Here is a 14,144-nt window from a genome sequence, read left to right as displayed (position 1 = left end):
CTCGCCCAACCGCGTCCGGGCCCGCCTCGCCCGACTGGGCGTGCAGCGCTCCAGCCCGTACAACCCGGTCCTCGAACCGCTGCTGCGAGCCGTCCGCGGCAACGACCCCAAGATCGAGACCGCCACGCTGCGCCAGGTCGAGCGGGCCTACCAGGTCGCCGAGCGCTGGCACCGCGGCCAGAAGCGCAAGAGCGGCGACCCGTACATCACCCACCCGCTCGCGGTCACCACCATCCTCGCCGAGCTGGGCATGGACCCGGCGACGCTGATGGCCGGTCTGCTGCACGACACCGTCGAGGACACCGAGTACGGACTCGACACCCTGCGCCGGGACTTCGGCGACCAGGTCGCGCTGCTCGTCGACGGCGTCACCAAGTTGGACAAGGTCAAGTTCGGTGAGGCCGCGCAGGCGGAGACGGTCCGCAAGATGGTCGTCGCGATGGCCAAGGACCCGCGGGTGCTGGTCATCAAGCTCGCCGACCGGCTGCACAACATGCGCACCATGCGCTACCTCAAGCGGGAGAAGCAGGAGAAGAAGGCCCGCGAGACGCTGGAGATCTACGCCCCGCTGGCGCACCGGCTGGGCATGAACACCATCAAGTGGGAGCTGGAGGACCTCGCGTTCGCGATCCTCTACCCCAAGATGTACGACGAGATCGTCCGGCTGGTCGCCGAGCGCGCGCCCAAACGGGACGAGTATCTGGCGATAGTGACCGACGAGGTCCAGGCCGACCTCCGCGCCGCCCGCATCAAGGCCACCGTCACCGGCCGCCCCAAGCACTACTACAGCGTCTACCAGAAGATGATCGTGCGCGGGCGCGACTTCGCCGAGATCTACGACCTGGTGGGCATCCGCGTCCTCGTCGACACGGTCCGGGACTGCTATGCGGCCCTGGGCACCATCCACGCGCGGTGGAATCCGGTCCCCGGCCGGTTCAAGGACTACATCGCGATGCCCAAGTTCAACATGTACCAGTCGCTGCACACGACCGTGATCGGCCCCAGCGGCAAGCCCGTTGAACTCCAGATCCGCACCTTCGACATGCACCGCCGCGCCGAGTACGGCATCGCCGCGCACTGGAAGTACAAGCAGGAGGCGGTCGCCGGGGCCTCCAAGGTGCGTACGGACGTGCCCAAGGGCGCCGGCAGGGGCGCCGGCCAGGACACCGTCAACGACATGGCCTGGCTGCGGCAGTTGCTGGACTGGCAGAAGGAGACCGAGGACCCGGGCGAGTTCCTGGAGTCGCTGCGCTTCGACCTCTCGCGCAACGAGGTCTTCGTCTTCACGCCGAAGGGCGATGTGATAGCGCTGCCGGCCGGCGCCACCCCGGTCGACTTCGCGTACGCGGTGCACACCGAGGTCGGCCACCGCACGATAGGAGCGCGGGTCAACGGGCGGCTGGTACCGCTCGAATCGACCCTGGACAACGGCGACCTGGTGGAGGTCTTCACCTCCAAGGCGGCCGGCGCGGGGCCGTCCCGCGACTGGCTCAGCTTCGTCAAGTCCCCGCGGGCCCGCAACAAGATCCGTGCGTGGTTCTCCAAGGAGCGCCGCGACGAGGCCATCGAGCAGGGCAAGGACGCCATCGCGCGGGCCATGCGCAAGCAGAACCTGCCCATCCAGCGGATCCTGACCGGCGACTCCCTGGTCACCCTCGCGCACGAGATGCGCTACCCGGACATCTCCGCGCTCTACGCCGCCATCGGCGAGGGCCATGTCGCCGCGCAGGGCGTCGTCCAGAAGCTGGTGCAGGCGCTCGGCGGGCAGGACGAGGCCACCGAGGACATCGCCGAGTCGACGCCGATCCGGCCACGCTCCAAGCGCCGGTCCAGCGCCGATCCGGGCGTCGTCGTCAAGGGCGTCGACGATGTCTGGGTCAAGCTGGCCCGCTGCTGTACGCCGGTGCCGGGCGACCCCATCATCGGGTTCGTCACCCGCGGCAGCGGCGTCTCGGTGCACCGTGCCGACTGCGTCAACGTCGACTCGCTCTCCCGGCAGCCCGAGCGGATCCTGGACGTCGAGTGGGCGCCCACCCAGTCCTCGGTCTTCCTGGTCGCCATCCAGGTCGAGGCGCTGGACCGCTCGCGGCTGCTGTCGGACGTCACCCGGGTGCTGTCCGACCAGCACGTCAACATCCTCTCCGCCGCGGTGCAGACCTCCCGCGACCGGGTCGCCACCTCCCGCTTCACCTTCGAGATGGGCGATCCCAAGCATCTGGGCCATGTCCTCAAGGCCGTCCGGGGAGTCGAGGGCGTCTACGACGTCTACCGGGTGACCTCGGCGCGCAGGCCCTGAGCGCGGTGGACACGATGGGGGAGGATTTACTCGGCGGGCGCTACCGCCTCGTCCGGCTGATCGGGCGGGGCGGGATGGGCGCCGTCCATGAGGCGGTGGACACCGGGCCGGACCGCCGGGTGGCGGTTGCCGCAGCGTTCCCAGGAGAACGGCGTCGGCCGGCTGCCGCCGGCCCGCAACCGGGCGCTGGCGCGGCGCCGTTCGCCCGCCGGGCCGGTGCTCGACGCCGATGTCCGGGCCGCGATGGTGGCGTCCGGCCTGAGCCGGGCGCGGATGCTGCGGGCGACCGGCAACAGCCGGGACGCGCTGCCGGTGCCGCGGCCGGCCCTCCAGGAGCGCGGGCCGGACGGCCGGGGCGGCCTCCTCGCCGTCCAGCTGGAACTGTCCGAACTCCTCGCGGAGATCGGGCAGATCAAGGAGGTCGCCGAGGTCCTGGAGCAGGCGTTCCACCCGGCCCATCAGGTCTACGGCCCGGAAGCCGTGCCGGTCTGCCGGCGGCGGGCCGATCTGCTCCAGGAGTCCGGCAACCACATCCAGGCGTGCGAGGTCCTCAAGCACGCCCTGGACCTGATGGAGACGGCGCAGCACAGCCGTCGATGAGCCGGCCCCGGCACGCCGACGGCCCACCGGGAAACCCCGGCGGGCCGTCACGTCTGGCACATCAACCATCACTTGAGGAACCCCAACGGCGAGCAACCACTTCCGCGAGAGCGATGGGGGTCCCCCCGCGCCTTAAGGGCGGGGGAGGCTCAGCCGCAAAGAGCTGCTCAGCCGCCGAACTCCTCCAGGCCCTTGAGCGCCTGGTCCAGCAGCGCCTTGCGGCCCTCCAGCTCACGGCCGAGCTTGTCGGCCTTGGCGTCGTTGCCGGCCGCCCGGGCCGCGTCGATCTGCTTCTGGAGCTTGTCGACGGCGTCCTGAAGCTGGCCGGTCAGCCCCGCGGCCCGCGCCCGCGCCTCGGGGTTGGTACGCCGCCACTCGGCTTCCTCGGCGTCCTGGATGGCGCGCTCGACGGCGTGCATCCGGCCCTCGATCTTCGGGCGGGCGTCCCGCGGCACATGGCCGATGGCCTCCCACCGCTCGTTGATCGCCCGGAACGCGGCCCGCGCCGCCTTCAGGTCGGTCACCGGGAGCAGCTTCTCCGCCTCGATGGCCAGCTCCTCCTTGCGGGTCAGGTTCTCCCGCTGCTCGGCGTCCCGCTCCGCGAAGACCTCGCCGCGCGCCTGGAAGAACACGTCCTGGGCGCCGCGGAAGCGGTTCCACAGGTCGTCCTCGTGCTCGCGCTGGGCGCGGCCCGCGGCCTTCCAGTCCGCCATCAGCTCGCGGTAGCGGGCGGCGGTGGCGCCCCAGTCCGTCGAGCCGGACAGCGCCTCGGCCTCGGCGACCAGCTTCTCCTTGGCCTTGCGGGACTCCTCGCGCTGCGCGTCCAGCGAGGCGAAGTGTGCCTTGCGCCGCTTGGAGAACGCCGAGCGGGCGTGCGAGAAGCGGTGCCACAGCTCGTCGTCGGTCTTGCGGTCCAGCCGCGGCAGGCCCTTCCAGATGTCGACCAGCGCCCGCAGCCGCTCGCCGGCCGCCCGCCACTGCTCGCTGGCCGCCAGCTCCTCGGCCTCGGTGACCAGCTTCTCCTTGGACCGCCGGGCCTCGTCGCTCTGCCTGGCCTTCTGGGCCTTGCGCTCCTCGCGGCGCGACTCGACCGTGCCGACGAGCGCGTCCAGCCGCTTTCTCAGCGCGTCCAGATCGCCCACCGCGTGGTGCTCGTCCACCTGCTGGCGCAGGTGGTCGATCGCGGTCATGGCGTCCTTCGCCGAGAGATCGGTGGTCTTGACCCGCCGCTCCAGGAGGCCGATCTCGACGACCAGGCCCTCATACTTGCGCTCGAAGTAGGCAAGGGCCTCCTCGGGAGATCCCGCCTGCCACGATCCGACGACCTGCTCGCCGTCGGCGGTACGCACGTACACGGTCCCCGTCTCATCGACGCGGCCCCATGGGTCGCTGCTCACAGCGCCTCCTCCACATGATGCCGACGGGGCGTGCGGCCCCCCGGCATCGTCCACAGTTTCTGTCCGGCCGGACAGCGCCCTGGCCGGTCCGACGGGCTGTCTTGCGGGTGAGGGTGGTCAGACCCGTCGGAGCAGGCACCCTACACAACGCCAATCTAGGCGACCGGCGGTCGGCTGTCCGCATCCAGCACGACCGAAATTCCAGATGGGGACCACGCAGCGCCGCCCCTTCCGGCCGGCGGTCAGGATTTCGTGACGGCCGCCCTGTCGATGACGACGGTGGCGTTGGGCGCGGTGTTGCCGTTCTCCGGATCGGGTCGTGAACCGGCGGCGGCGATCTTCTTCAGGACGTCCAGACCGCCGGTGATCTTCCCGAACGGCGTGTAGTTCGGCGGCAACTGACTGTCCTGGTAGACGAGGAAGAACTGACTGCCGCCGGAATCACGGGTCTTGTCGTCCTTGCCGTCGTAGCGGTTGGCCATCGCGACCGTGCCCGCCGGATAGACACCGCCCTTGGTCCGGGGGTCCTTGAGGTTCTCGTCCGGGATGGTGTAGCCGGGCGTCCCCTCGCCGGTGGCCTTCGGGTCGCCGCACTGGAGGATGTGGATCTGCGAGTCGACCAGGCGGTGGCACCGGCTGTGGTCGAAGTAGCCCTGGCCGGCCAGGAAGGCGAAGGAGTTGACCGTGTGCGGCGCCTTGCCGGCGTCCAGCGTGAACGTGATCCTGCCGCAGGTCGTGTCCAGCTTCGCGGTGTACGACGCCGAGGTGTCGATGGTCATCGCCGGCTCCTTGGGCCAGGTCTTCGTCGACGGCGCGCCCTTCGCCGGCCTGCCGCACGGGTCGGCGGCCCGGGAGGGCGCCGGGGACGCCGCGTCGCCGTCGGCCCCCTGGCGCCCGTCGCCGGTCAGCGCCACCGAGGCGTACGCGGCGACGCCCGCGGCGAGCGCGACGGCCAGGGAGGACGCGAGGATCACGTTGCGGCGCCGGGACCTGCGGTGCTTCTCGGCCCGGCGCTGCTGCTGGCGCTCGTACTTCTGCCGGGCGAGCTGCCGCCGCCGCTGATCGTTGCTGACCACCGGTCGTCTCCTTGTCCTGAGCATCGATCGCTGCCGTCTGCCGTGGCCGTACCGTATACGGGTTCGCCCTGCCGGGAGTCGCGCCGGTAGGCTCTGGAGCTGCCGGGATGTTCCGGGCGCGGTCCCGCGGGCCGGCCCCACCGATCTTTAAGGACGAACGTGCTGATTGCCGGGTTCCCCGCCGGGGCCTGGGGGACCAACTGCTACTTGGTCGCCCCCGCCGCCGGCGAGGAGTGCGTGATCATCGACCCGGGCCACCAGGCGGCCCAGGGAGTCGAGGACGCGGTCAGGAAGCATCGGCTCAAGCCCGTCGCGGTCGTTCTCACCCACGGGCACATCGACCATGTCGCCTCGGTCGTCCCGGTGTGCGGCGCGCACGACGTCCCCGCCTGGATCCACCCCGCCGACCGCTACATGATGAGCGACCCGGAGAAGGCCCTGGGCCGCTCCATCGGGCAGCAGCTCATGGGCGAGCTGACCGTGGGAGAGCCGGACGACGTCAAGGAGTTGGCCGACGGCGCCGCCCTGGAGCTCGCCGGGATGGAGTTCTCCGTCGCGCACGCCCCGGGCCATACCAAGGGGTCGGTGACCTTCCGGATGCCCGAGCAGGAGGACGTTCCGCCGGTCTTCTTCTCGGGCGACCTGCTGTTCGCCGGCTCCATCGGACGCACCGATCTGCCGGGCGGCGACCACGCCGAGATCCTCCGGTCGCTGGGGCGCGTATGCCTCCCGCTGGACGACTCGACCGTGGTCCTCTCCGGCCACGGCCCCCAGACCACCATCGGCCGCGAGCGCGCCACCAACCCCTTCCTGAGGCAGGTGGCCGCCGGCCTCGGAGACGGCACCCCGACCGCCGCTCCGCGACGAGGAATGTGACGAGACCTTCCGTGAGCACCTTTCAGGCACCCAAGGGCACCTACGACCTGATCCCGCCCAACTCCGCGACGTACCTCGCGGTGCGCGAGGCGATCGCCGCCCCGCTGAAGAACTCCGGCTACGGCTACATCGAGACGCCCGGCTTCGAGAACGTCGAGCTGTTCGCGCGCGGTGTCGGTGAGTCCACCGACATCGTCACCAAGGAGATGTACGCCTTCGAGACCAAGGGCGGCGACAGGCTCGCGCTGCGCCCCGAAGGCACCGCGTCCGTGCTGCGCGCGGCGCTGGAGGCCAACCTCCACAAGGCGGGCAACCTCCCGGTCAAGCTCTGGTACTCCGGCTCGTACTACCGCTACGAGCGCCCGCAGAAGGGCCGCTACCGCCACTTCTCGCAGGTCGGTGCCGAGGCGATCGGCGCCGAGGACCCGGCGCTGGACGCCGAGTTGATCATCCTGGCGCACCAGGCGTACCGCTCGCTGGGGCTCAGCGACTTCCGGATCCTGCTGAACTCGCTCGGCGACAAGGAGTGCCGCCCCGTCTACCGCGCCGCGCTCCAGGACTTCCTGCGCGGGCTGGAGCTCGACGAGGACACCCGCCGCCGGATCGACATCAACCCGCTGCGGGTCCTGGACGACAAGCGCGAGGCGGTCCAGGAGCGGCTGATCGGCGCGCCGATGCTGCGCGACTACCTCTGCGAGGCGTGCAAGGCGTACCACGAGCAGGTCCGCGAGCTGCTGACCGCGGCGGGCGTGGCCTTCGAGGACGACGCGAAGCTGGTCCGCGGGCTGGACTACTACACCCGCACCACCTTCGAGTTCGTCCACGACGGCCTCGGCTCGCAGTCCGCGGTGGGCGGCGGCGGTCGCTACGACGGCCTCTCCGAGATGATCGGCGGCCCCGCGCTGCCGTCCGTCGGCTGGGCGCTGGGTGTCGACCGCACGGTGCTGGCGCTGGAGGCCGAGGGCATCACCCTCGACATCCCGTCCGCCACCGCGGTGTACGCCGTGCCGCTCGGCGAGGAGGCCCGCCGGGTGCTGTTCCGTTCGGTCACCGAGCTGCGCCGGGCCGGGGTCGCCACCGACTTCGCGTACGGCGGCAAGGGCCTGAAGAACGCCATGAAGTCCGCCAACCGCTCGGGCGCGCGGCTGGCGCTGGTGGCCGGCGAGCGGGACCTGGCCGAGGGCGTCGTCCAGCTCAAGGACCTGGCGAGCGGCGAGCAGACCCCGATCGCGCTGGACGCGGTGGTCGACGAGGTCCGGCGGGCGCTCGGCTGACCGCGTCGGCGAGACGAGATCGAGGGGCCCGGACGGATCGCCGTCCGGGCCCCTCGCGTCAACGGCGGGCGCCGGGAATCACTCCGGATCCGCGCACGGCACCCCGGGCTCACAGGGAGGTGCGGCACAATGAAGGACCGGGCCGGGTCCGCCGGCCGAGCCTCATTCCCAAGGGACCGACGGAACGGCGATATGACGACGACAGCGCTTGACGACGTGTCCACCGACGACGACCACGCGAGCGCCACGGGCCCGATCGGCTCGGGGCGCGGGCTGGCCCTGCTCCTGGTGATCACCGGTGCGCTCGGCGCGCTGGCGGCCTGGGTCATCACCCTGGACAAGTTCGAGCTGCTGAAGAACCCGAATTTCAAACCGGCTTGCAGCTTCAACCCGATCATCTCCTGCGGCAGCGTCATGCAGAGCAAGCAGGCGACCGTTTTCGACTTCCCCAACCCGATGGCCGGGCTGGTCGGTTTCGCCGTGGTCATCGCGATCGGCATGGCCCTGCTGGCGGGGGCCCGCTTCCGCCGCTGGTACTGGATCGGCCTGAACACCGGCACCCTGCTCGCCACCGTCTTCTGCATGTGGCTGATGTCCCAGTCGCTGTACGAGATCAACGCGCTGTGCCTGTGGTGCACCCTGACCTGGTGCGCCACCATCCTGATGTTCTGGTACACGACGGTGCACAACATCAAGCACGGCATCATCCCGGCGCCCCAGGGGCTGCGCAACGCGGTCCTGGAGTTCCACTGGGTCGTCCCGGTGCTCTGGTATGGGGTGATCGGGCTGCTGATCCTCACCCGGTGGTGGTCGTACTGGAGCAGCCTGCTCTGAGACCTGTCCGGAACCGCACCGCGCCCCGGTCCGCCGATCACGGCGGGCCGGGGCGTTGTCGGTGGTGTGGCATACGCTCCTGAGCGTGGAGCCCGACCTGTTCACCGCCGCCGCCGAAGACCGTCAGGAGAAGGACCCCGTGGGGGCCCCTCTCGCCGTCCGCATGCGCCCGCGCACTCTCGACGAAGTCGTCGGCCAGCAGCATCTGCTCAAGCCGGGTTCGCCGCTGCGCCGGCTGGTGGGCGAGGGGCAGGGCGGTCCCGCCGGGCCGTCGTCGGTGTTCCTGTGGGGGCCGCCCGGGATCGGCAAGACGACCCTGGCGTATGTCGTCAGCCAGGCGACGAACAAGCGGTTCGTCGAGCTCTCCGCGATCACCGCCGGCGTGAAGGAGGTCCGGGCGGTCATCGACGGCGCCCGCCGTGCCTCGGGGGGTTACGGCAAGGAGACCGTCCTCTTCCTCGACGAGATCCACCGCTTCAGCAAGGCTCAGCAGGACTCCCTGCTGCCCGCGGTGGAGAACCGCTGGGTGACGCTGATCGCCGCGACCACCGAGAACCCGTATTTCTCGGTGATCTCCCCGCTGCTCTCGCGTTCGCTGCTGCTGACGCTGGAGCCGCTCACCGACGACGATCTGCGGGGGCTGCTGCACCGTGCGCTGGCCGACGAGCGCGGGCTCGCCGGGGCGGTCTCGCTGCCCGCGGACACCGAGGCGCATCTGCTGCGGATCGCCGGCGGCGACGCCCGGCGGGCGCTGACGGCGCTGGAGGCCGGCGCCGGATCCGCGCTGGCCAAGGGCGAGCGGGAGATCACCCTCAGGACGCTGGAGGAGTCGGTCGACCGCGCGGCGGTGAAGTACGACCGGGACGGCGATCAGCACTACGACGTCGCCAGCGCGCTGATCAAGTCGATCCGCGGCTCCGACGTCGATGCCGCGCTGCACTATCTCGCGCGGATGATCGAGGCGGGGGAGGACCCGCGCTTCATCGCCCGGCGGCTGATGATCTCGGCGAGCGAGGACATCGGACTGGCCGATCCGACGGCGCTGCAGACCGCGGTGGCGGCTGCCCAGGCGGTGGCGCTGATCGGCTTCCCGGAGGCCCGGATCACGCTGAGCCAGGCCACCATCGCGCTCGCCCTGGCACCCAAGTCCAACGCCGCCTACCTGGCGATAGACGCCGCCCTGGCGGACGTGCGGGCGGGCCACGCCGGCGCGGTGCCCGCGCATCTGCGGGACAGCCACTACAAGGGCGCCCAGAAGCTCGGCCACGGCCAGGGGTATCAGTATCCGCACGACCTGCCGGGCGGTGTCGCGGCCCAGCAGTATGCCCCGGACGGGGTGCACGGCAAGCGCTATTACGCTCCGACCCGGCACGGCGTCGAGGCGCGCTACGCCGATGTCGCCGAGCGGGTCCGCGCCAGGCTGCGCGGCGAGAGCGGCGACTGAGCCGCGCGCCGGCGGCGCCGTGCCGGGTCGGGTCCCGCGGTCACTGCGCCGCGGCCTCGAAGAGGGTGTGCATCGCCCGGCGCAGCCCGACGATGTCGCGGACCGGTTCGGGGAAGTCGAAGCGGGCGTCGAAGGACCGCTGGTCGCCGTCGCTGAAGCGGACCCGCAGCCCGAAGCGGTCCAGGCCCAGCGGGACGGCCCGGTCGCGCAGCCCGCAGACCGCGCGCTGGTCACCCAGCAGTGCGCACAGTCCGCGGACCTGCTCGCCGTGCGCCGTGTGCAGATGCTGGAGCAGCTCCGCCTCGTGGGCGACCAGCGGGTCGGGCGCCGCCGCGGCGAAGGCGTCGGGCTCCACGGACTCCGCGCCCCACAGATCGTCCACCGCGGCCTCGCCGACCTCCAGGCGCAGCATCATCCAGGCGGCCCGCCCGTGGATTCCCGGCACGGCGTCGGGCCGCAGCGCCTCCCCGATGCCGAGCAGCTCGCCGACGGGGTGCCGCTCGGCGAGCAGCAGCGCCGCGGCGGAGCGCTCGTCGTTGCGTACGGGGGTCAGCCAGCCGGCCACCCAGGCCCGTCCGCGGATGCGGTGGGGCACCGAGACCGGCGCCACATCCGTGATCTCCATCACGGCCGCCAGGTCGTCGTCCTGTGCGTGGGCCGCCGCCCGGGCCGTCGCGGAGTCCCCGGGAACCAGCAACAGCACGTCTCCCTCGTCCGTCACGGTCCGGCAGACCGGTGCCGAGAGTCCGCTCTCGTCGTGGTCCTCGACTCCGGGGATGTCCAGCGACGCCATACCATGGGATTCGACGAGAGTTCGTATGCGCTCAGCCGCCGAGGGCCGCTGGGCGTCTTCCACGGGACGCGGCTGACCCGCCTCGGTGCTGTGTGCGCCGGGCAGGGGGATCCCAGGTCGAAACATGCGTTCTCCTCGCGGTAAGGTAAGCCTCACCTAACTTACATGGAGGAACGTTCCACGTGAACCAGTCGCGTCCCAAGGTCAAGAAGTCGCGCGCGCTCGGCATCGCGCTGACGCCGAAGGCGGTCAAGTACTTCGAGGCCCGTCCCTACCCGCCCGGCGAGCACGGCCGTGGCCGCAAGCAGAGCAGTGACTACAAGGTCCGGCTGCTGGAGAAGCAGCGTCTGCGCGCTCAGTACGACATCAGCGAGCGCCAGATGGTCCGTGCCTACGACCGCGCTCGGAAGGTCGAAGGCAAGACGGGCGAGGCCCTGATCGTCGAGCTGGAGCGCCGTCTGGACGCGCTCGTCCTGCGTTCGGGTCTGGCCCGGACGATCTACCAGGCTCGCCAGATGGTCGTCCACGGCCACATCTCGGTGAACGACCGCAAGGTCGACAAGCCGTCCTTCCGCGTCCGCCCCGGCGACGTCGTGATGGTCCGCGAGCGCAGCCGCGAGAAGCACCCCTTCCAGGTTGCCCGCGAGGGTGGCTACGCCCTCGACGGCGAGACCCCGCGCTACCTGGAGGTCAACCTCCAGGCGCTGGCGTTCCGCCTGGACCGGGACCCGAACCGCAAGGAGATCCCGGTGATCTGCGACGAGCAGCTCGTCGTCGAGTACTACGCCCGCTGATCAACGGCCGGCGCGGCACGCACCGCTCAGCCCGCCGCCCCCCCGCCGCTCGCGGAGGGGGAGGCGGCGGGCTGGTTCGTCGGGGGCGCGGTGATCCGCACCACCCCGCGCGGCCCGGGGACGGTGCCCTCGGGGCTCCCGGGCTGGAGGATCCGGGCCACCGCCGCGTCCAGGTCCAGCCGCCCGCCGGTCCGCAGGCAGTGCTCGTAGCGCGCCGCACCGAGCCGGGCCCGGGCCTGCTGCTCGCACAGCTCGTGCGGCTGGTTGTAGTGGCGCGAGCCGAACAGCGGCAGCCCCACCGACGGCCAGATCCGGCCGGCCGCGCCCTGGAGCACCGCCGCCTCCTCCGCATCGCCCTCGCCGAGCGTCACCAGGGCCAGCAGCTCGATCGCCAGCACCGCGCCCAGCAGGTCGTGGAAGGAGTGGTCGATGGCCAGGCACTCCTCCAGCAGCGCCCGCGCCCGCCCGCTCTCCCCGCGCGCCCAGGCCGCGTAGGCCAGCACGAACTGCGCGTACGCCAGCGTCCAGCGCTCGCCGTGGTCCCCGCACACCCGCCGGACGTCCTCGCACAGCCGGACCGCGTCCTCCAGCTGCCCCTGGAAGGCCACCGCCAGCGCCAGCTCGACCTGGCCCATCAGCACATCGCTGTTGAGCTCGCCGATCTCCCGGTAGCGGGCGAGCGCCCCGCGCAGCAGCTCCTCGGCGCGCGGCATGTCGTCGCAGACCAGCGCGAGGCAGCCGGTGCGGTGCAGCGCGTACGCGGCGGCCGTGGCGTTGCCGGTCCGCTCGGCCTCCTCGCGGCATTCCTGGAGCGCCCCGAGCGCGCCGACCGTGTCGCCCTGGAGGACCGCCACGTAGCCGGTCACCCACAGCGCCTTCAACCGGGCGTCGTCATGGCCGCCCTCCAGCTCCAGCGCCCGGTCGAGCCAGTGCCGGCCCTCCGAGAGCCGCCCGCAGCCCACCCAGTAGAACCCCAGGGTGCCGGCCAGGTACTGGCCGAGGTGGACGTCGTCCGCGCTCTCCAGACTCTGCTCCAGCGCGACCCGCAGATTGGGCAGCTCGGCGTCGATCCGGGCCGCGATCTCCGCCTGCCGGGGGCCGAACCAGTCCAGTTCGCACCAGGTCGCCAGCCCCAGGTACCAGTCGCGGTGCCGGCGGCGCAGCCGCTCGCCGTCCGGCGTCGCCGCCAGCCAGCCCGCGCCGTAGTCCCGCACGGTGTCCAGCATCCGGTAGCGCACCCCGGCCGCGGTGTCCTCCCGTACGAGCACCGACTGGGCGACCAACTCGCCCACGACGTCGAGGAGTTCGCCGGCCGGAAGCTCCGGGCCCGAGCAGACGTACTCCACCGCGTCCAGGTCGAACTGCCCCGCGAAGACGGTCAGCCGCGCCCACAGCAGCCGCTCCTGCGGGGTGCACAGCTCATGGCTCCAGCCGATGGCGCAGCGCAGCGTCCGGTGGCGCGGCAGCCCCCCGCGGACCGTGCCGGTCAGCAGCCGGAAGCGGTCGTCGAGCCGGTGCAGCACCTGGTCGACGGAGAGCGCGCGCAGCCGGCCGGCGGCCAGTTCGAGGGCCAGCGGGATGCCGTCGAGGTGGTCGCAGAGTTCGGTGACCGCCGCCTCGTCGGCCGGCTCGACCGTGAAACCGGGGAGCACGGACGCGGCGCGGTCGGTGAAGAGGGCGGTGGCGTCGGCGGTGTTCATCGGGGGCACCGGCAGGTTCTGCTCGCCGGGCAGGCCGAGCGGGTGGCGGCCGGCGGCCAGCACGCGCAACCCGGGGGCGTGGCACAGCAGATCGGCGGTGAGCTCGGCGCAGGCTTCCACCAGGTGCTCGTAACCGTCCAGGACGATCAGCAGTTCGCGGTCGGCGAGGTGGTCGCGGAGTGCGGCGCGGGGCGGGCGGCCGGTGTGGTCGGCCGGCGCCAGCGCCTCGGCGACCGCGTGGTCCAGAAGATGCGGTTCGCGCAGCGCGGACAGCTCGACCTGCCACACCCCGTCGCAGAAGCGATCCTGCAAGATCGCTGCGCTGTGCAGGGCGAGCCGGGACTTCCCGACGCCGCCGAGACCGGTGAGGGTGACGAGCCGGGCGGCGGCCAGCTGCCGTTCCAGCGCGGCGAGTTCGTCCGCGCGGCCGACGAACCGGTCGAGCTCCGCGGGCGGGTTGCCCGGCGCCCGCCCCTGCGCGGGGGAGTGGCGGGAAGCGGGACCGGGGCGCGAGAAGCGTCGCATGGCACACGGAGCGTACTCGTGGGAATGCGGACCGTACAATCACCCCTTCCGGTGCCGCCTTCGGCATGGGGAACGGGGTACGGACGGACAGTCACGGCGCGATAAGGTCAAGGTTGCCGTTCGAGCAGGACGAGACCAGACCCAAGAACCAGTCGGAGAGTGGTGCCAGCGTGTCCGGTGGAGAGGTGGCCGGGATCCTCGTGGCCGTCTTCTGGGCGATCCTCGTGTCGTTCCTCGCCCTCGTGCTGGTGAGGCTCGCACAGACGCTCAAGGCGACGACCAAGATGGTGGCCGAGGTGTCCGAACAGGCCGTTCCGCTGCTCGCCGACGCGTCCGCGACCGTCCGCTCCGCGCACACCCAGCTCGCCCGCGTCGACGCCATCGCCGCCGATGTCCAGGAGGTCACCGCCAACGCCTCCGCGCTCTCCTCGACCGTCTCCTCCGCCTTCGGCGGGCCGCTGGTCAAGGTGGCCGCGTTCGGCTACGGGGTGCGCCGCGCGATCGGCAAGAAGGGCGAGGCGGCCCCTGCCGCCGG

At 71.8% G+C, this 14,144-nt stretch carries 12 protein-coding genes; 8 read left to right on the top strand and 4 right to left on the bottom strand.

Annotated elements, in window-relative coordinates:
• Nucleotides 1-2,296: RelA/SpoT family protein (locus RZ84_RS06720; RefSeq protein ID WP_241777609.1), on the top strand; the 2,296-nt coding region annotated here is incomplete at its 5' end.
• 126 nt (nucleotides 2,297-2,422) lie between these two features.
• On the top strand, nucleotides 2,423-2,896 hold the full coding sequence (locus RZ84_RS06715; protein ID WP_043263515.1) for a hypothetical protein: 474 nt from the start codon (nucleotides 2,423-2,425) through the stop codon (nucleotides 2,894-2,896).
• A 167-nt stretch (nucleotides 2,897-3,063) separates the two neighbouring features.
• Here RZ84_RS06715 and RZ84_RS06710 read toward each other — a convergent pair whose 3' ends face one another.
• Both RZ84_RS06710 and RZ84_RS06705 read right to left on the bottom strand, forming a co-directional pair.
• A complete protein-coding gene (locus RZ84_RS06710) occupies nucleotides 3,064-4,293 on the bottom strand; it encodes a DUF349 domain-containing protein (RefSeq protein ID WP_043263514.1) in 1,230 nt (409 codons plus the stop codon).
• Nucleotides 4,294-4,535: 242 nt separating this feature from the next.
• Nucleotides 4,536-5,369: a peptidylprolyl isomerase gene (locus RZ84_RS06705; protein WP_043263513.1), complete on the bottom strand. Its 834-nt coding sequence runs from the start codon at nucleotides 5,367-5,369 to the stop codon at nucleotides 4,536-4,538.
• Between the two features lie 159 nt (nucleotides 5,370-5,528).
• Here RZ84_RS06705 and RZ84_RS06700 point away from each other — a divergent pair, with 159 nt between their 5' ends.
• From RZ84_RS06700 to RZ84_RS06685, 4 genes are all read left to right on the top strand, one after another.
• Nucleotides 5,529-6,245: an MBL fold metallo-hydrolase gene (locus tag RZ84_RS06700; protein ID WP_043263512.1), complete on the top strand. Its 717-nt coding sequence runs from the start codon at nucleotides 5,529-5,531 to the stop codon at nucleotides 6,243-6,245.
• An 11-nt stretch (nucleotides 6,246-6,256) separates the two neighbouring features.
• Nucleotides 6,257-7,519, top strand: coding sequence for a histidine--tRNA ligase (gene hisS / locus RZ84_RS06695; protein WP_043263511.1), 1,263 nt, complete (start codon nucleotides 6,257-6,259; stop codon nucleotides 7,517-7,519).
• Between the two features lie 192 nt (nucleotides 7,520-7,711).
• On the top strand, nucleotides 7,712-8,353 hold the full coding sequence (locus RZ84_RS06690; RefSeq protein WP_043263510.1) for a vitamin K epoxide reductase family protein: 642 nt from the start codon (nucleotides 7,712-7,714) through the stop codon (nucleotides 8,351-8,353).
• 85 nt (nucleotides 8,354-8,438) lie between these two features.
• Nucleotides 8,439-9,797, top strand: coding sequence for a replication-associated recombination protein A (locus RZ84_RS06685; protein WP_043263509.1), 1,359 nt, complete (start codon nucleotides 8,439-8,441; stop codon nucleotides 9,795-9,797).
• A 40-nt stretch (nucleotides 9,798-9,837) separates the two neighbouring features.
• Here the strand turns inward: RZ84_RS06685 and RZ84_RS06680 are convergent, their stop codons facing one another.
• On the bottom strand, nucleotides 9,838-10,590 hold the full coding sequence (locus tag RZ84_RS06680) for a DUF2470 domain-containing protein (protein WP_043263508.1): 753 nt from the start codon (nucleotides 10,588-10,590) through the stop codon (nucleotides 9,838-9,840).
• A 182-nt stretch (nucleotides 10,591-10,772) separates the two neighbouring features.
• On the opposite strand from RZ84_RS06680, the gene rpsD reads away from it, so the two are divergent.
• A complete protein-coding gene (gene rpsD, locus RZ84_RS06675; RefSeq protein ID WP_043263507.1) occupies nucleotides 10,773-11,384 on the top strand; it encodes a 30S ribosomal protein S4 in 612 nt (203 codons plus the stop codon).
• Nucleotides 11,385-11,410: 26 nt separating this feature from the next.
• Here the strand turns inward: rpsD and RZ84_RS06670 are convergent, their stop codons facing one another.
• Nucleotides 11,411-13,609, bottom strand: a complete 2,199-nt coding sequence (locus RZ84_RS06670; RefSeq protein WP_043263506.1) for an ATP-binding protein — start codon at nucleotides 13,607-13,609, stop codon at nucleotides 11,411-11,413.
• A gap of 170 nt (nucleotides 13,610-13,779) precedes the next feature.
• On the opposite strand from RZ84_RS06670, the gene RZ84_RS06665 reads away from it, so the two are divergent.
• Nucleotides 13,780-14,144: DUF948 domain-containing protein (locus tag RZ84_RS06665; protein ID WP_241778019.1), on the top strand; the 365-nt coding region annotated here is incomplete at its 3' end.

The sequence above is a fragment of the Streptomyces sp. CT34 genome (genome assembly GCF_000805335.1).
Classification (GTDB): Bacteria; Actinomycetota; Actinomycetes; order Streptomycetales; family Streptomycetaceae; genus Streptomyces.
The sequence above is the reverse complement of the archived record's forward strand: the minus strand, read 5'-3'. Positions and strand labels throughout refer to the sequence as shown.